We start from the raw sequence: 21999 nt of genomic DNA on the forward strand, positions 1-21999 counted from the left end.
ATTTTCGCCGTTATCAAGGCGCTTACTGCCATCCAGGGGTTCCTCTTTGCGTTCAAAATCGCCTTCAAAGGTATTGCCGCCAAAAGGGTTCTGACCACCAAAGGGATTCTGCCCGCCAAAGGGATTCTGACCGGTTTGCCCAAAACCAGCGCCATTCATCACATTGAATTGCATCCGTTTTTTAACCAGCGCCGCCAGAGGCTTGCGGGTAATGGGCGTCAGCAGTAACAGGCCGATAAAATCGGTAACAAACCCCGGGATCAGCAACAACACGCCAGCCATTGCCAGCATCATGCCTTCAACCAACTCATCGGTCGGCGCCTCACCTCGGGCCATTTTCTGCTGTGCCTGCATCAGGGTCGAAAGGCCCTGGCTTCTCACCAAAGAAACTCCCACCACGGCAGTGAAGATAACCAGTGCCACAGTAGTCAAACTGCCGAGGGCCTCTCCAACCCTGATGAGCACTGATAGCTCAACCACGGGTATGACGATAAATATCAACAACAAAATAAAAAACATGTCGGCCTCGGGTACTTGGGTTATGCAATATAGATGGGGGTTATCCGGTCAGACTTCAAGGCTGGCAGCATTACAGTTACCTGAAACAACGGTTGTCACTATTTCAGCTTTCTCTTAATGCAAGCCTCAGTTAAAACACGTAAAGTGTTGCCTGCTTACAAACTTGAGGTCGGTTTGGTCAATCCAGGGCGTTCAGACTCCTTTGGAATACTAACAGATTTGCCTTAAGGCAGGTTTAAACCTTGGGAGAGATCATGGCAACACCCTTTGATGACTGTATCCTGATCATGACCAGCTGCCCGTCCGAGAACGTGGGTCTGGGAATAGCAAAGCTCTTGGTTGCTGAAAATCTTGCAGCCTGCGCCCAGCTTGGCAGTCCAATGACCTCGGTATACAGCTGGCAGGAAAAAGTGTGTGAAGACAGGGAATATCCCCTGTATATCAAAACGAGAAAGGCACTCTATGCCAAGGTGGAAGCGCTGATCCTGACGCAGCATCCCTACGAACTGCCCGAGATTATCGCCTTGCCCATTACTCAGGGGCTGCCCGGCTATTTGAACTGGATAAAAGATAACACCCAATGATGAAAAAAATCACCATTCTGCTGCTGAGCACCTTGATGCTGCTCGCCCCCACGGCATTTGCCAACGATGTGTTTGGTAAAAAATTTGATTTTCTCAAGGGCGAACCCGAATTAATGCCGGTTGATCAAGCCTTTGTTTTTGATGCGCGCCAACAGGAAAATCGCATCACCCTGTCATTTGTGATTGCCGATGGCTATTACCTCTACCGCGACAAGCTTAAATTTGAGCTGGAAAATGGTGAGGTTGGCGAGATCCATCTGCCCAAGGGCAAGATGCACGAAGATGAGTATTTCGGTAAACAAGAGGTGTACTACAGTTTTGTAGAACTGCCTGCCGCCATTAAAGAAGCCGGGCATGACGCCAGGATTACCGTCACCTTCATGGGCTGCGCGGAAGGAAAATTGTGTTTCCCGCCAACCAAGGTCAGCGCAGAGCTCAAACCGGTCGCCCAAAATGATGGGAAGCTGGACATCAGCACTGAAGTCAGCCCATCGAACGACTCCTCTTCAATGTCTACCGGCCCCCTGACTCAGCAGGACAGCCTGGCTCAGATGCTGACAGAGGGAAATCTGGGTTGGACATTACTGCTGTTCTTCGGACTCGGTATCGGCCTTGCGCTCACTCCCTGTGTTTTCCCCATGTATCCCATTTTGTCCGGCATTATCGTCGGGCAGGGAGAAAAACTGTCCACCGGCCGCGCATTCACCCTGTCCATGGCCTATGTACAAGGCATGGCCATTACCTACTCACTGCTGGGATTGGTGGTGGCCTCAGCCGGGATGAAGTACCAGGCAGCACTGCAACATCCGGTAGTATTGATTGGTCTGGCTATTTTGTTCTTTATCCTCAGCTTGTCGATGTTTGGTCTTTATGACCTTAAGCTGCCGGCCTCCTGGCAAGAAAAGATGAACAGCCTGTCGAATAACCAAAAAGGTGGCAACCTGACCGGCGTCTTCATCATGGGCGTGATCTCAGGTCTGGTGGCGTCTCCCTGCACTACAGCGCCCCTGTCCGGCGCCCTGGTCTACGTAGCCCAAAGCGGTGATCTCCTGATGGGGTTTGCCGCCCTCTATGTGCTCAGCATGGGGATGGGATTACCCTTGCTGCTGATGGGCACCTCTGGCGGAAAACTGCTGCCAAAAGCGGGAGCCTGGATGGAAGTCATCAAGACAATATTTGGTTTCCTGCTGATTGCTGTGTCTGTGATGATGATTGGCCGCATTTGGCCCGGCATTGTATCAGACCTGCTGTGGTCCCTCTGGGGTGTGACACTGGCAGGTTATTTGCTGCATCAGAATAAAAAAACCGAATTCAACTGGAAGCAAACCGTGCGTACCGTATTGCTGATGCTCAGCTTACTGGCGGCATTCTCCTATGGTTTCCAGGCTGTAATGGGCGGACTGGGCTTCCAGATGCCCACCAACAAAGCGCAACAAGCTCAGCAAAACGTGCAGTTCAAGCGTATCAAGTCTGTGGAAGATCTTAATGCGGAACTTGCCATTGCCCGTCTGGAGGGCAAGTTTGTCATGCTGGATCTCTACGCCGACTGGTGTGTGGCCTGTAAGGAATTTGAGCACATTACCTTCCCGGATCCACAAGTAAAGCAGCGCCTCGATGAGATGGTGCTGTTGCAAGCGGACGTAACCAAATCCGATGCCATCGATGTGACTTTGCTCGAGACCTACGGTGTACTGGGGCTGCCGACCTTGTTATTCTTCGACCCACAAAGCGGCCTGCGCGACGATCTGAGAGTAACGGGCTTTATGGCACCCAAGGAATTTGCCGGCCATCTAGATCTGTTAAAACAGTACTGACAAGTTGTCCCACCTTTATCGAAAGGCAAAGATTTCATTGAAGTCTTTGCCTTTTTTCATCTCACCTTAAAAATTCTGGGTTATCATGGGAGGCTGAACACGCTAATAGCCAAACCATAAAGGGAGTCTCATGGAACCGGCCATCCTCGTCATTACCCTCGCCTGCGGCCTGTTGGTCAACCGCGTAGGTTTGCCGCCACTCATTGGATATCTGGTCGCCGGCTTTGTGCTGTTTATGTTCGGCATCAAAGAGTCCAGCCTGCCATTGTTACAACAATTTGCCGATTTGGGTGTCACCCTGCTGCTGTTTGCCATTGGCCTCAAGCTGGATTTGCGCAGCCTGTTCAGAGCTGAAGTGTGGGCAGGTGCCAGCTTGCACCTGCTTGGCACCATGTTGTTTTTAGTTCCGGTACTCAAACTTCTGGGCATGCTGGGACTGGATCAACTCAGCGGTTTAACCCTGAACCAGTTTTCACTGCTGGCGTTTGCACTGAGCTTTTCATCTACCGTATTTGCGGTAAAAGTGCTCGAAGACAAAGGTGATATGCAAACCCTCTATGGACGGGTCGCCATTGGTATCCTGATTATGCAGGATATTTTTGCCGTCGCCTTCCTGACAGCATCCAAGGGCGAAGTACCGTCAATCTGGGCGCTGTCATTGTTGTTGTTGCCATTGGCAAGACCACTGATTTACCGCGCATTTGATAAGGTCGGCCACGGTGAGTTACTGGTGCTCTTTGGATTGGTGATGGCGCTGGTAGTGGGAGCCTGGCTGTTTGAGGCCGTCGGCCTGAAACCCGATCTGGGAGCCCTGATTGTAGGGGTGCTGCTGGCTGGCCACCCCAAAGCATCAGAGCTGGCAAAATCATTATTTTATTTTAAAGAACTTTTTCTGGTCGCCTTCTTCCTGACCATAGGCCTGAACGGATTACCCACACTGGAAGACGTGGCGCTGGCCGGTCTGCTGGTAGCACTGCTGCCCTTCAAGGTTGCGCTGTTCGTCATGCTGCTGACCCGCTTTAAGCTGCGATCGCGCACCTCAATGCTCGCCTCCTTCAACCTGGGTAATTACAGCGAATTCGGTTTGATTGTTGCAGCCGTTGCAGCAGCTAAAGGTTGGCTGCCGTCACAATGGCTTATCATCATAGCCGTGGCTCTGAGCCTGAGTTTCCTGATTGCCGCACCACTGAATAATCTGGTAGGTAAAATTTACCAGAAGTTTCAGCAGCCACTTCGCCGTATGGAACGGCCGCCGCTGCATCCCGAAGACCGCCCTATCCCTATTGGCAATCCACGCTTTCTGATCCTGGGGATGGGTCGTATCGGGTCGGGGGCTTACGATGAGTTGGCCGCTCGCTTCGAAGGCCAAATACTAGGTATCGAACACAAGCATGAACTGGTGGATTTCCATAAATTGCAGGGCCGTAATGTGGTACAGGGCGATGCATCTGATACGGATTTCTGGGAGAAACTCGACCGGGCACCCAATCTGGAACTGGTGCTGCTGGCTATGCCACACCATGCGGGAAACCTGTTTGCGGTAGAGCAGCTTAAAAAACAGGATTATCAGGGAAAGATCAGCGCCATTGTTCAGTACGCGGAACACATAGAGTCACTCAGGGAGTCAGGCGTTCACAGTGTGTACAATCTCTATGAGGCAGCCGGTGCCGGTTTTGTTGACCATGTCGCCAATGAGCTCATGCCATGCCCACCAAAATCAGCACAAGCTGAGGCCTGATGCAAACGCCGCAATTTCGCGGCGTTTTTCATTGTTCGCCTGACGCAAAAATCTCAGTTTTCCAGGTCCTTCAGACATGATATAACGGGAGAAAGCCCCCGTCGTCAGTGGGGTATCCGGTTATCAGTGGGATCAGTAAGCATGTCGAACCCTGCACAGCGCGCCACCAAGCTGTTTGTCCAAACTTTCGGAACCAAAGCCGATGCCTGTTACCAGGCGCCCGGACGGGTCAATATTATCGGTGAACACACCGACTATAACGACGGCTTTGTGCTGCCGGCCGCCATCAACTTTCATACGGTAATCGCCGTTAAGCGTCGTGATGACCACAAATTCCGGGTGATAACCGAAGCCTTTCCGGGCGAACTGGGCGAGTGGGTCTTCGGTGAAGAAGGCGAAGTTACCGCAGGCGGAGACTGGGTTAACTATCTGAAAAGCTTTACCCTGGCATTGGGGCATGCAGGTCTTAAGCCCAAAGGGCTGGACTTGGCCGTAGTCAGCTCTGTCCCGATTGGCGCGGGGCTTTCCTCTTCCGGTGCTCTCGAGATAGCCTTTGGCACAGCAATAAACGACAGCAGTCAATTCAACTTGTCCCCCATGGCCATAGCCCAACTGGCGCAACGTGGCGAAAGCCGCTTTCAGGGTTATGCCTGTGGCATCATGGATCACATGACCAGCGCCCTCGGAGAGGCCGACTCAGCCCTGCTCATTGATTGCCTGGATTTGGATATTGACGCGGTGCAAATACCGGACGAGCTGAGTCTGATGATTGTGCATTCACCACTGGATCCCAAGCTGCTGGATGAAACCTACCGGAAGCGCGCTGAAGAATGTCGCACCGCAGCCGACTATTTCGGTTTGAGCTCCCTCAGGGATCTGGAACCCCATGAGCTGGATGCTGCCAAAAGTGACCTGGATGCAACCCTGTACAAACGGGTTTGCCATGTCATGAGCGAAAATGCCCGTACTCAGAGTGCAGGACGCGCACTCAAGCGGGGGGATGTGGCACGTCTTTCGGAGCTGATGGCTCAATCCCACGCTTCACTGAGAGATAATTTTGAGCTGATGGTCCCTGAAATCGAAACCCTGGTGCAAGTCATTGCCAGGGCTGTTGGCTCCCGGGGCGGCGTACGCATGACAGATGCCTGTAGTGTTATCGCACTGGTGGAACACGAGCTGACCGATGCAGTTATCCAGGCGGTGGAAACTGAATATCCTGCATTAACCGGGCTGGAGCCAATGCTCTACATGTGTGCTGCCAGTGGCGGGGCGGGGCGTATCGACAACTAGGCAGACTCCTTCCTTATCCTGCAGACGGGCAAATGCCCAGTTGGGGCCCGTTTCCTGTGTCAAAGCATACGAATGCAGCTGCTGTTGCCCTCCCGGACTTTCGTTTATAGTGCATTGAAATTAAATGAATAAGGAAGGCCATCCATGGTGCGCTTTACGGTGCTTGAACCCTGGCAGGATCCCCGGGGCGGTGAAATTGAACGGGTACGTCTGGACAATGGCCAACTGGCCATTGAAGTGCTGAGCCTCGGCGGCATCATCCGCTCACTCTGGACTCCGGATAGCCATGGCGAACGTGCCAATATCGTACTGGGCTGCGACAGCGCAGAAGACTATCTGACACAGCAAGCTCATCTGGGTGCCATTGCAGGGCGTTTTGCCAATCGCATCGCTGGCGGAAAACTCGAATTCAACGGTCAGCATTATCATCTTGATATCAATCAGACAAGCAATTGCCTGCACGGTGGCCGCGAAGGCTTTAACCGCAAAAATTGGCACCTTGGCCTACTGCCGGATGGCGCACGCTTAACGTTGCGCAGCCCTGATGGTGATATGGGATTTCCGGGCAACTGTACAGTACAACTGGATTACCGTCTGGTCGCTAATAATCTGTTCGTCGAAATTATGGCAGCCACTGATAAAGCCTGCCCTGTAAGCCTTACCCAGCACAGCTACTTTAATCTCGACGGCGAAGCCGACTGCGCCAACCACAGGGTGGCAATACATGCCAATCATTATCTTGAAACGGACACCACTGGCATCCCCACAGGGACATTGGCGGTAGAAGGCACAGCACTGGATCTGCGCAGGGCAGACTGCCTAGGCAACAGACGAAGTCACAGCACCCTGACTTCCACCCGCGGCTTTGATCATTGCTATCTGCTTGGTAATAAGGGCGAACTGACGCTGGCAGCGACGCTGCTCTCGCCCTCATCCGGGCGCCAGCTCAAGCTCTACACCAATCAGCCTGCTATTCAGCTTTATGGCGCTAACTTTCTGGGTGGTGAAGCCGGACGTGGAGGGAGAATTTACAGTCCGTATCAGGGAGTATGCCTTGAACCTCAGCTGCCGCCGGACAGCCCGAATCAGCCGGCATTAGGCAAAAGCTGGCTTTTACCGGATGAGGTGTATCACCACATCAGCCGTTATCAGTTCGATGCGCTGAAATGACCAGAGAAGTTTATAAGAAGGGAAAAGTCCGCGCCGGCCCGGATGGGCCGACTGCGCTACCTGCAGGCAAGTTTAATCGTCGAAATCGTCAGACCAATCGTCACTGAAATCGTCACTGTTGCTGCCACCACCACCCAAATCTTCATATTCAGGCTCAGCCTCTGCTTTTGCCTTACGGGCCGGAGCAGGAGTGTCCTTCATATTATTCAGATTGATCCGTAACTGGTGTTTGTCCAAAAAGTCCGAACGCGCCGCTTTCCACTCGCCGCCAAATTTGCCTTCCGCAGCCTTAAGGGCGGCTTCGTCCAGCTCATGCAGGTTGGGCTTCACTATGTCTTCCACATACTCAACGATTAACTTACGTTCAGTGTTGTAGAGATAGATGCGTCCAGCCGAAGCTTCCGGCAACTGATTGTCGTGGATAACGATAGCGGTTCCACGGGACGTCTTTAACTCACCCCACCAAACCTGTTTCTTCGCCGTGTTATACATATATGCCAATACCTTATAATCAACACATACACTATGAGTTTTCGGTCTTTTCAACCCGCTGGGGATGCCTTCCCTCAGCAAGAAATCGTTCGAATTGTTCGGACGTTTCAAGTTGGGTATTTTTGCAGAATCTTTCCGAGAATCAATGCCCAATTCAGCGAATTTTTCGAGATATTGCCGTTAATTTTCACTTCTTTGACTCATTTTCTTGTTCAATTCCGACTTTAGTCGAAAAAATCAGCATATCAAGCAAGTAGCAGCACCAATTTGCCGCAGTGCTGACCCGACTCCATCAGGGTATGCACAGACACCACCTCTTCCAGGGGAAAAGCACCAAACAGGGGCACACGACATCCTCCCTGTGACAGCAACGGCCAAACGCTGGACTCCAATTCCCGGGCAATGGCCGCTTTGGCGGCAATGCTTTGGGGTCTTAAGGTAGAGCCGGTCCAGGTGATGCGTTTCATCATAAGTCTGAAAATATCCACTTCCGCTCTGGGGCCGGATTGCATGGCCACAGATACCAAACGTCCATCCATCGCCAGCAATTTGAAATGGGTGTTAATCATAGCCCCACCGGCCATATCCAGCACCACATTCACTCCCTGACCACCGGTAGCCGCCAGCACTTTATCCACCAGTGACTCGTCACGGTAGTCAAACGCCATATCGGCTCCCAGTTTCAGACAATAGTTACGCTTATCCAGGGTGCCGGAAGTCACCAGAACCCTCACACCAAAGGCCTTGGCCAACACAATGGCTGTGGACCCTATTCCACCGCTCCCTCCCTGAATAAGCAGCGTCTCTCCCGGCTTTAATCCCGCCCGCATAAAAAGGTTGCCCCACACTGTGAAGAAAGTCTCTGGCAACGCTGCCGCTTCCACCATGGACATACCTTTTGGAACAGGCAAGCAATGCGCCGCTGGGGTGAGCACGTATTCAGCGTATCCACCTCCCGGCACCAGAGCACATACCGAATCACCAAGGCACCAGCGGCTGACACCCTCACCCAGAGCTGCTATCTCACCTGCCACCTCCAACCCCAATACAGATGAGGCTCCGGGTGGTGGCGGATACGCGCCGCGCCTTTGGGCCAGGTCAGGGCCATTCACTCCTGCAGCCCTCACCCGAATAAGCACCTCCCCCTCAGCGGGGGTAGGGACAGGACTTTGAACCAGGGTCATTACCCCGGGTGTGCCGGGCGCATCGAAGTGCACATGGGTGTATAAAGAGGTCATGGGAAATATCGCCAAGGTAAAAGTTGTTCCAAGCATAGCAGCATCCCTGCAAGACAAAAGCCCCTGACAGCCAGCAAAAGGCCCGCAATTGCGGGCCGCTTTTGTGTAAAACAAGACCTGTGATTAGAATGGGTGGTCCACCATCAGCCAAAGGTTAGTGCCCTCATCACTTTTGGCCAAATCGGCACGCACCACCAACCCGGCTGTCATGGCTCTGAGTGAGACCCCATAGTCAAACTTCATCTCCTCGGTGAGGGTGCTTAGCTTATATTCAGGCGCCACGCGCCCGGCCTCCACAAAGCCCACCAACTGGAACCAGTCCAGCCGCAGAAATCGCAGCCAATTCACCTCTGCCAGCGGATTGTATTTCAGCGTATAGCGATACTCCGCACTGACGTACAGGGCTGCCTTGTCATGGAAGCGGTTTAAGTCGTAGCCGCGCATGCGGGTAAAACCGCCCAGGGTGGCTCCTTCGTTATAGGGCGCACCGCCACGGATAATGCGTGAGCCATCATCCATGAACTCAAGCTCCCAACTGGGGGAATAGCCAGTCCACAGGTTCAGCGCCAGTACCCGCTGATGGGCATTGTCTGACTCTCCGAAAGAGAAAAACTTACTGGCGGAAAATTGCCAGAATTCCCATTCAAAGTCGGAATCAACCCAATCAAGATCTGTCGACCATGACAACCACTGGCGGCTGCCGTAACTGGGGTTTATCGCAAAATCAGTGTTGTCGTATAAAAGACCCAACTCCACAGCGCCAAAGTCGCCATCAAGCTTTTGCGTTTCAAACTCAAAACTTTGATAACGCGAGAAATATCTCAGCATGGCCACGGTAGCCCCACTGGTCATGGGATTCCACTCTTTGCCGCCGCTGGGCTCAGACACCAACAGCCCCTGCCTGAGCCGGTAATTCACCATGCCACTGTTGGCCGTGGCACCTATGGGCAAGGCATATTCGAGCCGCATATCCAGCCAGTTGGAGTTGCCATCGGCTTCGAAGTACTGGCTGTTTGATGAATCGTTACTGCCGGGAATGGGTGTGCCCTGTGGCACAGGCACTATGGAGCCACCGGCATAGGCACGCTGATCCGGATAATAAGCCCATAGCCCGTGGGCACTGGCGAACCAGCGTTCAGTGCCTTCAATTTGGTAGTTGAACACCCCGGCCCAGACGCCGCGGCTGACATCGCCGCCAAAGGCGGTGGCGCCAAGGGTCATCTGATCCTGATGCCAGCCCTTGATCATGCCCCCCACACCCAGATTCAGTCCCATGGTGTCTGTACTGAACAGGTACGGCAGCAGCAGATTTTCCCGCACCCGGTTCGGGCTCTCGATTCTGTCGATGGTGTTTTTCACCCGTGGGCTCGCCGCCTGGGCAAAGCCACCGCCGAGCAGTGACAAAAGCACCAGTGACCGAAGCACACGGCACATCAATAACTGATTGGCTGGCTGTGTTCTCATCTAGTCTCCATTGTGCTGGGTGCTGCTCGCAATCGGGGCAAATCGCCCCCGGCAAAGTGCGGCAAGATCCATCGGCGCCATAGCAATTTCCAACCCTCGTCTTCCGGCACTCACATGTATCCTGACCAGGGGTTCGGCAATGCTGTCAATCAAGGTTGGCAAGGGCTTTTTCTGCCCAAGCGGGCTAATGCCCCCGACAAGATAGCCACTGGATCGCTCAGCAAATGCCGGTGTTGCCATCACCAGCTTCTTTTGCCCCAAAGCCTTGGCGGCAGCCTTAAGATTGAGCTGACAATTCACCGGCACCAGCGCCACTGCAATGGGCATGGATTTCTCATCGGGAGCCACCAGCAGGGTCTTGAACACGGTTTGCGGTGTCAGCCCAAGCTTATCGGCGGCTTCGAGCCCATATGATTCAGCGCGGTTATCGTGCTCATATTCAAGCACCTCAAAGGGTACAGCAGCCTTTTCGGCCTGTTTGATTGCCGGAGTCATTGGCTCATCTATCCATATAAACAATCAGCCAAGTGTGCCAGCCTAAATTCGCTGCGCATAGCCGCAGCGAATTGAACCAGAGTTTTCGTGACCCGGTACACACTTTACCGTACAGCGAACCCAATCAGGTATACCGATTAAGCCATGGTACAGGAAAACTACATTAGAGTAGCCGCATACAAAGTTTGCTCCTGATTGAGAGGCCATCATGAGATCCATACTTTCTGCTACTGCATTGTTTTTGTTCACCAACATCGCCCATGCCAACATTATTGTCGATCGCAACGGCGTGGATGAAAAAGAGTATCTGTACGATATGCATCAGTGCACCGAACTGTCCAATCAGGTGCAACAGCAACAGGCCTCTGGTGGTATGGTTTCCGGCGCGGTCAAGGGTGCCGCAGTGGGTGCAGCAGCCGGTGCTATCTCCGGCGGCAGCGGTTCAGATGGTGCCAAGATGGGCGCCGGTATCGGTGTGACTGGCGGCTTTTTGAAGCGCAATGCTGAAAAGCAGCAAAATGCCAATGCTGCAGCCGATGAAAAGAAAATGGTTCTGCGCAACTGCATGACAGGACGCGGCTACAGGGTACTGAACTGAATCACCAGCCTGACTGACAATAAAAACCCCGCCTGTGCGGGGCTTTTTATTGTCGCGCTCATATCAGGCATCAAACCGCAACAATGAATGTCTCCAATTGATCATTTTTATCGCCGCTGCAAACTCAAAAGCGCCATCACAAACTGTCAGACCGCGACTGCGGCATCAACCTCCGTCCTTACGCTGACCAAATGGCAGCGTACCTGCTCACCATCGTGACAGGCCACCATATCCCGGCCGTTTTGTTTGGCATGGTACATCGCTGCATCGGCGCGCTCAAAAACATGCATCCAAGCCTGATCTGTCTCATCACGCTGGGCCAGACCAATACTGACAGTCACTCTTAGGCTGTCACCGTCCAGCACCACAATGCTCTGTTTCAATTTCAGCTGTAACCGCGAGGCCAGCGCCTGGGTTGCTTTCATGGAGCAGCCGGGCAACAGGATAACAAACTCTTCGCCGCCATAGCGGAACCGGTAGTCATACCCTCGCAGCAATTGCTCACAGGTGGCGCTTACATGCTTCAAGGCTTTGTCGCCACATGCGTGCCCATAGGTGTCATTTATCTTTTTAAAATGGTCAACATCCAGCACCAATACACCAAGGGGAGCTTCAGTACGGACACTGCGCTCAAATTCCCGTGCAGCAATATCGTTTAAAGCACGGCGATTAAGCCAGCCTGTCAGTGGATCTGTGGTGGTCAACAACCTCAGCGCCAATTCCTGGCGCCGGAATACCATCAGTGCACATGCCATGGTGCCCAAAGACAAAAACAGCAAAATCGCTAAAGTGCCAAAGGTCTGGTAGAACTCGTTGCCGGCAAGGGTAAGGTTGAGATCGCCTCCAAGCCCCACAATAAGGGTGCGTACCGCCAATTGCAGAAAGAAAAAGAACTCCAGCAGGATCAGCGGCAGACAGGCCAGTCTGAGCTCTCCCCTGCCGTGCTGCATCAGCAGCATCAGGGTATAGAGATTCAGTGTCATCAGCAGTGGCAATAACGCCAACATGCGGTTGTTAACGGAAGCCTGTAAGTAAGGAAAAACATGCAACACGGCTATCAAAATTAACAGTCCAAGCCCTAACTGCCATGGGGTTTTCAAACCAAAATAGCGTCGCACGCCCGTCAAAAAAGCAAAGTGGCCACCGAAGTAGAGAACATTGGCCAACCCGGGCAAAATCCAGAATGGCATTGCGAAATGAAAAGAGACTACCGCAAACAGATTAGTGGCAAAGAAGCACATGCCTGCGAAAGACCAATGGAGCAGACTGTATTCTCTGGGGCTGACGACATATAACCCCAGCAGACTGAAGGTCATGATGGCACTGGATAAGGCCGTCGCTATATGAAGGGTGTAAGCATCCATTCTCACTCTCTTTTACAGCGCAGGGACTCAGGTAACGAGGCGCAGCAAAATATAATCAGATGATACTAGCGCAGCCCTTTGCAAAACTCCAGACTAATTCCCATACGTTTCAATGCGTTAAACAGCAATCGCTAATATAACAATTGGGAGTGCAGTCGATAATTAACCGGCTGCTTATGGGCAGCCGGCAGAGTGTTTTAATCTGTCAGGGTTTGAGTTTGATGTATAACTCACCTTCACGGATTTCAATATCTTCCACTCCGTCAGCAAAAGCATTCCAAAAGCCGCTGTCGCCAAACTCGCTTACCAGATTCACCTGTTTCATATTACCAAGCCAGGCGTTGGGAATGGGCACCCCCATCAGGCTGACCCCCACCAGCGCCACCACGGGACGACGGCGCTGATCCAGATGAATATCCAGCCCGGCACTGACCCTTAAGGTTTCTCCCGCCATAATCGGAAAATCTTCGGGAATGGGTATTAGCATTTTGGCACTGGCCAGATTACTGGAAAAATCGATAGCCAGACGCTGGGCAAAATCCGGACTGCGGCCAATCATGGCATTGACCTCCTTTTCGCTGAAGGTTACCTGCCGGTCACCGTCATACTCGCGGTATGGCTCAGGGGTTAAATCATTGCTAATACCCTTTTGGCCACCACTACTTTTACTCTGATTGCTCTGGCCACCCTGGCTACTGCCAGAGGCTTCCCAGCCGAGGGTTTCGAGTTTTCTGTCGAGCTTTTGCTCCTCTTTGGCGCTCAGAGTAACCGGCGTAAAAGGGCTTGGAAAAATATAGCTGCGGATGATGAAAAAGCTCACCACCGCCGTCGTCAATATCACCGCCAATATGATAAGCAGTACCTGAAAACCGCTGAAACCACGCTTTGTTGTTCGGGTATCCAAAGTATCCATCGCAATCACTCATGTCCATTCTATTGACTGCATGTTACAGCGGCTTAACAGCCAAAGGCAAAGCCGGGCCTGAACCTTGGCTGAACCGGAGTCAAAACAGCAGCAGGTAGCTGCTACAAAAATGCACCGACACAGAAATTGGCTTCACACACCAATTGCCAGGAGTGACAAGCGTCTTTACCGCAACACCAAAGAGTGAGGCAGCTCTCAGGTTTTAATGTAAAAACGCACAGTTACTGTGACGTATGCTTGTTATAATCACGATGGCATTTTTATCGGGATCTCATTATGGCCAATCCTCTGCGCACCTTTGCTTCTTTATACAGTACCACCCTGCTGATGGTGTTAGCCGCGGGTCTGCTGACAACTTATCTGGGCCTGAAGCTGTCAGCCATGCAGGTGCCACAACTGTGGATTGGTGCCATGATGTCGGCCTACTACGCCGGGCTGGTTGCCGGCTCGAAATTAGGCCATCAACTGATTGCCAGAGTCGGCCATATCCGGGCTTTTGTAGCCAGCGCCGGGGTAGTTACCGCCTCCGCCCTTGGCCATGCACTGGTGGATGACCTGACCGTATGGATAGTCCTGCGCCTGTTGGTTGGCATTGGCATGATGTGTCAGTACATGGTGCTGGAAAGCTGGCTGAACGAGCAAGCCGACAACAGTCAACGGGGCACCGTGTTCGCAAGCTATATGATTGTCTCCTATCTGGCGCTGATCCTGGGTCAGGGTGCCATCAGCCTCTACCCCGATTTGGGGCTTGAACCCTTATTACTTATCGCCATCTGTTTTGCACTGTGCATAGTGCCCATAGCCATTACCCGCAGGATACATCCGGCGCCGCTGGTTCCTGCGCCACTACAGGTGACCTACTACTTTAAAAAAGCCCCCCAGGCCCTGACCACAGTAACCATAGGCAGCATGATTGTCGGCTCTTTCTACGGCCTGGCCCCGGCGTATGCCAGCAATCTTGGACTGGAGCCAACGCAAGTGGCCAGCTTTATGACCGCCACCATTGTTGCGGGGCTGCTGGCTCAGTGGCCCATGGGTAAGCTGTCAGACAGAATGTCCCGCAGCCGCCTGCTGCGCATCAACAGTCTGCTGCTGGGTGTACTGACGCTCGGTATCGCGGTTACCCCCTATCAACCCACAGTGGCACTGGTGATGACCTTTCTGTTTGGGATTCTGGGTTTTACCCTGTATCCACTGGCCACGGCGCTCGCCAATTCCCGTGTAGAACAAAATGAGCGGGTAGGCTTGTCGGCCACCATATTGCTCACCTTCGGTCTTGGTGCCTGTATCGGCCCGCTGATTGCTTCTACCCTGATGCAATGGTTTGGCAACAGCATGCTCTACGGTTTTATGTCAGCCTGTACCCTGGTACTTTTTGCGGGACTGAATTACATCAACAGCAAACAAAAGGTCGAGGTACCACGCAAAGAAGATTACCTGATGGCCACCGGTGACCTGGTATCATCCCCACTGGCCGCTGCGCTCGACCCGCGGCTGGATATTGAGTCGGTTCACGAGCAAATGTCCCCTGCTGCAGTCGCTGACAGCAGCCCTGATGACAACGATAATGAGTCTGACGATGTTGACGATTCAGATGACGACATTATGGGGAAATCCACTCTTGAACAGTCTTTTGTCGGCGAACAGGACTTTATTACTGAGCCTGAAGCAGCCGTGCCGACCGATAAGCAATCGACAACAAAAGCCTGATTTGCAAACCAGCGAAAAGATGAGCCACCACTAAACATAAAAAAGCACTTTCCTGAAAAGTGCTTTTTCATTTGAGCTACCTTTACACCCACTGACCTTAGGAAAGGTGCGAACATGTCCTAGCACAGCTCTGGCTATGATAGTGACGACAGTTCAAGGCATCCAACTATAGGCATGCCGAGGCAAGGCAAAGTTGAATAACGCCGAAAATGGTGTAGCTATCAAAGCCCCGTAGGACGTGGCTTAAACCGGTATCTGCTGCGTCACAGTTCTTGCGAAGGACTAAGGCCATTCGCTGTGAACGGGGATAAATAAAGCGGTTTAACCCAGCCGCAATCAGTGCCCGGTGTTGAGCTGCAACTCAAGCTGCTGCTGGTGATAGTCCAATAACTGCTGTAACTCGCCATTGGCCATCAACTGTGCCACTTTGCGATTAAAAAGATCGCTGATAAGCAGTGCTCGGGGTGATCGGCGCGAGATCAGCATATGGAATGATTCCAGCTGACTGCCGGGTACAGCTCTGGCACTCAGTGTCCCGGCCAAATCCTGCATGCCGTTGAGCAGCAAAGTACCGCGCAGGGTTTCCAGACGTTCCAGAAAAAACCGACACCTTTTTAGTTTCAGCATTGAAGGCAAAAGCTGTAATTCTTTAATTTCGTTAAGCGTATCCTGTGAGCTCCAACCAAAGTTTGCATAGTTGAAACCTTTTATCCCACATACGGCTCCGTGCTGAGTAAGCTCATGCATTGATGCCACCATGAAATTGGCAGGCATGTCTGCAGTCAGGTAAAAATAACTCGGCGTTAGATGGTAGTAAGCAATGGAGGGAATAAACTGTTGCCGCCGCTCATCATTGAGCGAGGCGCTCATGGCACCATCCAGCAGCCCTTCACGCACCTCCCGCAAACATCGACGCCAGGGCAAGGCGACAACCTTATAGGCTATCCCTGCGTCAGTGAAAACCCTGGCGAGTAAATCGACATCAAACCCAGCCGACTCAGCAGTGCGCGAGCCCTGATGGCGCAGAAAATAGTTAAAGGGAGGGAATTCGGTATCTTCAACACAAAACTTCAGCGGTGCCATATCCGACTGCACCGGGCTTGCCAACAGCATTAACAGGCAGCTAAAGAAAACCAGATAATTGCAGCGCATGGATTGTGCCCGTCGGCAGGACAATAGTTTGCTAGCAGTATAGCAAATGCATGGCAGCACTTTGCCATGCAGACATCGGTACCTTTAACCTGCGCCAAGCCTGCAACTTATCCAGGCAAGGCCGGAGTCACATCCCGGGCTTACTCCCGCGACTGGCTGATGGAGACCTTGGATACCCCGGCCATTTTGACCATGTCCAATACTTCAATCACCACCCCGTGAAGGGTTTCCCGCTCAGCCTGAATAACCACGGCGGCACCGGGTGCATCTGCAAGCATACTCTGGGTATTGGCGGTAACGCTTTGTATATCAATAAGCCGGCCTTTCATGCGCACCAAACCGGATTTACTCACATCAATCGAAATGACATCACTTTTCTGTTTTGAAAGCGCGTTCTCGCGGGTCTTATTGTAGTCAAAGCCCGAAGTATCGACAAAAGCGGAGGTGATAATAAAAAAGATCAACAAAATAAATACGATATCCAACATAGGTGTCATATCTATCAGCATGTCGTCCTTGATTTTCAGGTACTTTTTAAATGCCATCTCATGCCCCTTTTATTTTTTACTCCGGGTTTTTATTCCTTTTACCGCGCGTGTACTCAGTCATTCGTTTCAACATGAACCAAGATCCTGTCAGTATGAATACGCTGCAACGACACCCAACTCATCCAACCAGCTCACATCGAGTCATAGTTTTTAACATTTTTAAAACCAATCAGCAACAATTGCATCAGGCAAAGCCACAAATGCCAACCAGCCAATAGGCAACATTGCTTTTTCAACGCCCGGGCTGATAAAGCCTTGGCACCTCCAGGCTGCCTGTTTGCTGTAGAACCCCAATAAAAAACCCCGCATAGCGAGGTTTTTTGCTGTCAGGCTAAGCCTTAGCGAGCCACATTGAGGTAGTCGGCCATGTCCCGCTCGCGCTCTATGTTAATCCGCGCCGGAATAAAGGTGCGATAGCCCGGTGCTCGGCCATAGGCCTCACCATCGCGAACTTCCCGCTCCACCACGTAAAACACTCTATCGCCATCAACCAGCTGGCTGTTGATGGGGAACCAGTAGCGCCGGGCGAAGGGGAAGCGCGAAATACTCACGTAATCGGCCGTCACCGCAAAAGGCACAGGGGCATGCTGATAAAACGACAGACTGCTCAGGCCATTTTCATCAGGCGCACTCCAATCGCTGCTGGCAAAGGTGTTTTGCACTTCAGCGGCAGAAAACTGCCAGCCCCATAAGCGCTCGTAACTGAGCAGCCCCATGGCATCCACCGACCCCGGCAGCCAGCTGTTGATTTCCCCCACCCAAAAACTGCTGGGGGTACTTGGCTGCAACTCGCTTACCCCAAGCTGCAAATTGGCATCACCCTTTACCCAGATATCGTACACGGCATAACGCTCTCCGGCGTTCTCAAACACTGAAAACACCCCCAACTCAATGCCCTGCTTATCAAGGATTTGGCTGGTTTGGGTGGTGCCGTCGGGGTAAGTGATCACCAACCTGCCGTCGCTGTCTACCAGCCAGTTGGCATTCGCAGTGGAGATTTTGCCGCTGACAGTGCCATTGGCTGCAAATTGTAGGGCGTCGGCATAGGCGGTGGTGGGAAACACATAGTCGTCGTATACCCGCGGTCCCTCGGAATAATGATATTGCCCCGCCCACAACCCGGACACACAGGTATCGCCCTCACTGCAGCCGATGGCAAAGGGAATATTACTGATATCGTAATTGGCGCGGAAATTCTGCGTGGTGTGTTCAAGCGATATCTTTGGCTGCGCTATGGTCAGGGTACTGCCGTCGTTCAGCAAAATCGGCGGCGTGCTTATTTGGCTGCGGGATTCCACCGACACCACATCGACCAAACTGCCATCTACCACCCGGGTATAGGCACGCTGAACAAGGCTGCGGTGAGTGATAAACATGTCAGTTGCGCCGCCACCGGCATAATAGGCATCAATTTCGGCCTGATTGTCAGTCACATACTCAATGCTGTCGGCCAGCTCGTCGGTCACCAGCGGCGCGGTATACACCACCTCAATGCGGCCGTTGGCCACCTGCCAGCTGAAGGCCTGATTAATCGCCTGACCGTTCCACTGCTGAAAACTGAGGACTGTGCCTGTCATGGCCACATTGTCAAACTCCAAAGCAGAGCCGCTTCGGGCCATATAGCCGGGGCTGGTGGTACTGATGGCGTAATAGAGGCTGGGCACATCGGCAACATTAAAGCCGGCCACCAGATTAGTGTCGGCCAGAATATCGGCCAGCGCCTGCTCCAGCGCCTCGGACGGGGTACTGGCCACAAAAGTATCCACCGCCGCGCCATCGGCAATAAAGTCCAAAATACTGTCGTAGCCGTCGGGCAACTGGTAATTGGGGTCATCCACAATCAGCTTGATGATGGCCGCCAGCTGAAACAGCTCGGTGGCATCCACCGCCGTTTCGGCCTGCTCCAGCTCTGCCACTGTGGAAGGCTGCACGCCGCCATTGGCTTCCAGTACCAGACTGTATTTGGCAGTGGTCAGATTAGTCACATTGATAGGGTCATCTTCACTGAGCACCCTAGAAAAACTACCCACCAGATTCACAAAATCGATGCTGTCACCGGTTTCGCTATTGATGGCCGACGACTCAATCAGCAGCAGCTGCTCAATATTGGTGGTGAGCACATCCAGGCTGTAGGCACCGTTTTCATCCGCCACAGTGGTAAAAGTATTGCCATTGAGGGTGACAGACACAGTGGCATAGGGAATGGGTTCATCTGTCACCAGGCCGACGAGGGTTGCGGCAAAACCGCCGCAGCTGCCCTGCACATTTTTCACATCGGCAATGGCCATATTGGCCTCATCGCCATTGACTACTATGCCCACCTGACATGGCATAAACGCCAGGGTAGCGGCATCGATTTTACTGTGGATTTGCTTGGGAGTGTGCAAGGCACTTAATACAAAGCCCGGGTTGGCCGCATCGACTATTTCAATGTAGGCATCGCCGGCGCTGTCATGGCGGTGGTGATGACCGTCGATTTTGGCCTTCACCATCAGCTGATTGCTGTCGGCATCAAAGTGCACATTCTGGATTTTAATTTGTTCAGCATAAGCCGAGGGCGAGAGCGCCAGCGCACCGAACAGCGCTGCCAACGCAAGTGATTGGAGTTGCATGATAATATCCCTTTTCGTTTTAGAGTAACCTCCTGTCAACCAGACGCATGCCTCTGAGAAATTCGCAAGCGCATCCTGCTACAACAACCCCCACAGCCTTGGTCAAGGAGAACGGATAAGGGTAGTCGACATAGGGGCAATTGCCACCTTTAGGTTATGCTCTAGCCCTTTCTTCCTATTGGTAGCTACGGCATGTGGCTCCTGCGCCGCAGAAGCATCGGCGAAAAGCAGCCAGCGTTGCCGCCAACGCCAACCAGAGATAAAAAATGCAAGAAGGCCAACGCCCCGGGATCAGGGCAAGATTCGGGTGATATACAGGCGTTAGTCCAGCCACTTCTACAGCAGCAAGAACTCATCAATCGGATGAAAGCAGCTCGCGGCCTCCATCAGGGATTTGGCAGTCAGCGATGTCACGCCATACACCTCAGCCTCTACGGCGTATTTTTGTCTTATCCTGTCAAGCAACAGGGCAAAATCGCCATCGCCCGACAGCAAAATCACGCAATCCACCTCGGGCGCGGTCTCCAGCACATCTATGGTGATGCCCACATCCCAATCGCCCTTGGCCGAGCCATCGCTGCGCTGAATAAAGGGCTTAAGCTTAAGCTCAAAGCCTATATGCCGAAGGGCATCCTGAAACTTTAACTGGCCATCGTCACCGCGATGAATGGCGTAGGCGGTCGCACTGACTATCTCCCCCTCGGTGCAGAGCTGCTGCCAGAGTTTGCGATAGTTAAACTGGCGCTGATACGCCTCACGGCAGGTGTAATAGATGTTTTGTACATCGACAAACAGGGCGATTTTTTTCACGGGCGATTCTTATAACAGGCCGATTCATATAAAAGACGAGCAGGCTTTCAGCATTCGGCTGTCAGCGGCGAGACTCTGTGCACTGTAGCACAGGCAGAAGCTGATGGCGCGCACCGGTCAAGCTGCACCTGATTTAACCCACAGGCTTTAACCCAGATGCTGCAACACAAACGACAGCAGCGAGCTCCACGCCTGTGGCTTGCCAAAAAACACTGGATTTCGCTGGCGCCAGCGCATTACTGAGGCTCGCCTTTATATTTTTCTGGCTAGTTTACCAACCACTCATCCGGGTTTAATTAAATAACTAAAACAAGAATTTTTATAATCACAATACTGATTAAAATAAAATCAACCGAATACACAAGGTGAATACATAACACCTTAATAGCACAATCAAAGCTTAATACACCATACAGAGCTTGGCGAGCAACTGCCGTTTTACTAATTAAAAATACAACAATCCGATACCATCAATGAACAACAACTTGATAAAAACGCAAAAACAACCATCACATTGATAATATGAGATTTATTTCATTAAATACACTCTGAATCAACACACATTAAACACCTGCAAGCTTGATAACTTTAAAGCGGACACAGCACGAACTCAGCAATTTAACTAACGAGCCCGAACACGCTAAAACTTAAATTAACCTTAAATTAAAATGCGGACTTTTTAATAATCAGCGCTTTCTTACCAATGCGACTTTTATCACCATTGACATGAACTAACATGACGCTATGATGCCTGCCATTCGGTGTTCAAAATTGAGATGAAATAAATGAAAAAGTTATTCATTATGCTGGCGATGTTTTTTGCCGTCAGCCTGATAACCAGCCCCGTGGTGGAAGCCAAGAAATTCGGCAGCAATAAGTCTGCCGGTAAAACTCAGAAAACGGAACAGTCGCAGCCTGCGGCCACCAATACCACGGCCACCAATACCACTGCAGCACCTGCCACGGCAGCACCCACAGCTAAAAAAGGCATGATGGGCGGTATGCTCGGCGGCCTGCTGGCGGGTGGCTTGCTGGCGGCTCTCTTTATGGGTGAAGGTTTTGAAAACATCCAGATCATGGACATAGTGATCATCGCCCTGCTGGCCTTCGTGCTGTTTAAAGTCATCCGCATGCTGATGGCCTCCAAAGCACAGGCGCAGCCAAGACCGGCCTACTCAGGTGCAGGGCAAGCCAGCGCCGCGCCAGGCCAGGACCTTTATCGCCAGCAGTCTGAGGGCGCCGCTTTTGGAGGCCATGGCGGCAACAGCGGTTTTGCCCAGCCCCAGAGCACAGTGCCGTTTCACTTGCCACCGGGGTTCGATTTAGCCGCCTTTTTGGAAGGCGCCCGCGGCCACTACAAAACCCTGCAACAGGCCTGGAATGAGGGCGACCTGAACAAAATTCAGGAATACGTGTCGATTGAGCTCTTTAACGAACTCAGCCAGCAACGCCGTGAACTCGAGGGTGAGCAGCACA

19 protein-coding genes are annotated in these 21999 nt (G+C 52.3%); 8 read left to right on the plus strand and 11 right to left on the minus strand.

The window, feature by feature from the left end:
* Window positions 1-519: FxsA family protein (locus tag ABYK60_RS15645; RefSeq protein WP_372872955.1), on the minus strand; the 519-nt coding region annotated here is incomplete at its 3' end.
* 254 nt (window positions 520-773) lie between these two features.
* Between ABYK60_RS15645 and cutA the strand changes: the two genes are divergently transcribed.
* From cutA to ABYK60_RS15670, 5 genes are all read left to right on the plus strand, one after another.
* Complete coding sequence (cutA, locus tag ABYK60_RS15650; protein WP_372872956.1) at window positions 774-1103, plus strand: divalent-cation tolerance protein CutA; 330 nt, start codon at window positions 774-776, stop codon at window positions 1101-1103.
* Complete coding sequence (locus tag ABYK60_RS15655; protein WP_372872973.1) at window positions 1103-2917, plus strand: protein-disulfide reductase DsbD; 1815 nt, start codon at window positions 1103-1105, stop codon at window positions 2915-2917. The genes cutA and ABYK60_RS15655 overlap by 1 nt, the downstream gene beginning before the upstream one ends.
* A 130-nt stretch (window positions 2918-3047) precedes the next feature.
* Window positions 3048-4655 (plus strand): cation:proton antiporter, encoded by a 1608-nt coding sequence (locus ABYK60_RS15660; RefSeq protein WP_372872957.1) that lies wholly within the window; start codon window positions 3048-3050, stop codon window positions 4653-4655.
* A 141-nt stretch (window positions 4656-4796) separates the two neighbouring features.
* Complete coding sequence (gene galK, locus ABYK60_RS15665) at window positions 4797-5945, plus strand: galactokinase (protein WP_372872958.1); 1149 nt, start codon at window positions 4797-4799, stop codon at window positions 5943-5945.
* 144 nt (window positions 5946-6089) lie between these two features.
* Window positions 6090-7115, plus strand: coding sequence for an aldose epimerase family protein (locus ABYK60_RS15670; RefSeq protein ID WP_372872959.1), 1026 nt, complete (start codon window positions 6090-6092; stop codon window positions 7113-7115).
* A gap of 72 nt (window positions 7116-7187) precedes the next feature.
* Here ABYK60_RS15670 and ABYK60_RS15675 read toward each other — a convergent pair whose 3' ends face one another.
* From ABYK60_RS15675 to ybaK, 4 genes are all read right to left on the minus strand, one after another.
* Complete coding sequence (locus ABYK60_RS15675; protein ID WP_372872960.1) at window positions 7188-7607, minus strand: hypothetical protein; 420 nt, start codon at window positions 7605-7607, stop codon at window positions 7188-7190.
* Window positions 7608-7852: 245 nt separating this feature from the next.
* Window positions 7853-8881, minus strand: a complete 1029-nt coding sequence (locus ABYK60_RS15680) for an NAD(P)H-quinone oxidoreductase (RefSeq protein WP_372872961.1) — start codon at window positions 8879-8881, stop codon at window positions 7853-7855.
* A gap of 87 nt (window positions 8882-8968) precedes the next feature.
* Window positions 8969-10309, minus strand: coding sequence for a BamA/TamA family outer membrane protein (locus ABYK60_RS15685; protein ID WP_372872962.1), 1341 nt, complete (start codon window positions 10307-10309; stop codon window positions 8969-8971).
* Complete coding sequence (ybaK, locus tag ABYK60_RS15690) at window positions 10310-10804, minus strand: Cys-tRNA(Pro) deacylase (RefSeq protein ID WP_372872963.1); 495 nt, start codon at window positions 10802-10804, stop codon at window positions 10310-10312.
* A gap of 208 nt (window positions 10805-11012) precedes the next feature.
* Between ybaK and ABYK60_RS15695 the strand changes: the two genes are divergently transcribed.
* Complete coding sequence (locus ABYK60_RS15695) at window positions 11013-11402, plus strand: glycine zipper family protein (RefSeq protein ID WP_372872964.1); 390 nt, start codon at window positions 11013-11015, stop codon at window positions 11400-11402.
* 146 nt (window positions 11403-11548) lie between these two features.
* Here ABYK60_RS15695 and ABYK60_RS15700 read toward each other — a convergent pair whose 3' ends face one another.
* Together ABYK60_RS15700 and ABYK60_RS15705 are read right to left on the minus strand one after the other, a co-directional pair.
* Window positions 11549-12766, minus strand: coding sequence for a GGDEF domain-containing protein (locus tag ABYK60_RS15700; protein ID WP_372872965.1), 1218 nt, complete (start codon window positions 12764-12766; stop codon window positions 11549-11551).
* 205 nt (window positions 12767-12971) lie between these two features.
* Entirely contained in the window at window positions 12972-13679 is a 708-nt protein-coding gene (locus ABYK60_RS15705; RefSeq protein WP_372872966.1) for an arginine N-succinyltransferase, read from the minus strand.
* Between the two features lie 288 nt (window positions 13680-13967).
* On the opposite strand from ABYK60_RS15705, the gene ABYK60_RS15710 reads away from it, so the two are divergent.
* Window positions 13968-15401: an MFS transporter gene (locus ABYK60_RS15710; RefSeq protein ID WP_372872967.1), complete on the plus strand. Its 1434-nt coding sequence runs from the start codon at window positions 13968-13970 to the stop codon at window positions 15399-15401.
* A gap of 336 nt (window positions 15402-15737) precedes the next feature.
* Here the strand turns inward: ABYK60_RS15710 and ABYK60_RS15715 are convergent, their stop codons facing one another.
* The 4 genes from ABYK60_RS15715 to ABYK60_RS15730 form a co-directional block, all read right to left on the minus strand.
* Window positions 15738-16553 carry a substrate-binding periplasmic protein gene (locus ABYK60_RS15715; protein WP_372872968.1) on the minus strand — a complete coding sequence of 272 codons (816 nt, stop codon included), beginning with the start codon at window positions 16551-16553 and terminating at the stop codon, window positions 15738-15740.
* Between the two features lie 140 nt (window positions 16554-16693).
* A complete protein-coding gene (locus tag ABYK60_RS15720; protein ID WP_372872969.1) occupies window positions 16694-17098 on the minus strand; it encodes an ExbD/TolR family protein in 405 nt (134 codons plus the stop codon).
* 341 nt (window positions 17099-17439) lie between these two features.
* Entirely contained in the window at window positions 17440-19713 is a 2274-nt protein-coding gene (locus ABYK60_RS15725; protein WP_372872970.1) for a carboxypeptidase-like regulatory domain-containing protein, read from the minus strand.
* 336 nt (window positions 19714-20049) lie between these two features.
* Window positions 20050-20523 carry an NYN domain-containing protein gene (locus ABYK60_RS15730; RefSeq protein WP_372872971.1) on the minus strand — a complete coding sequence of 158 codons (474 nt, stop codon included), beginning with the start codon at window positions 20521-20523 and terminating at the stop codon, window positions 20050-20052.
* A 785-nt stretch (window positions 20524-21308) separates the two neighbouring features.
* Between ABYK60_RS15730 and ABYK60_RS15735 the strand changes: the two genes are divergently transcribed.
* Window positions 21309-21999 (plus strand): Tim44 domain-containing protein (locus tag ABYK60_RS15735; RefSeq protein WP_372872972.1); only part of this gene is annotated, 691 nt, incomplete at its 3' end.

Source organism: Shewanella sp. (assembly GCF_041630135.1).
In the GTDB taxonomy this organism is placed as follows: domain Bacteria; phylum Pseudomonadota; class Gammaproteobacteria; order Enterobacterales; family Shewanellaceae; genus Shewanella.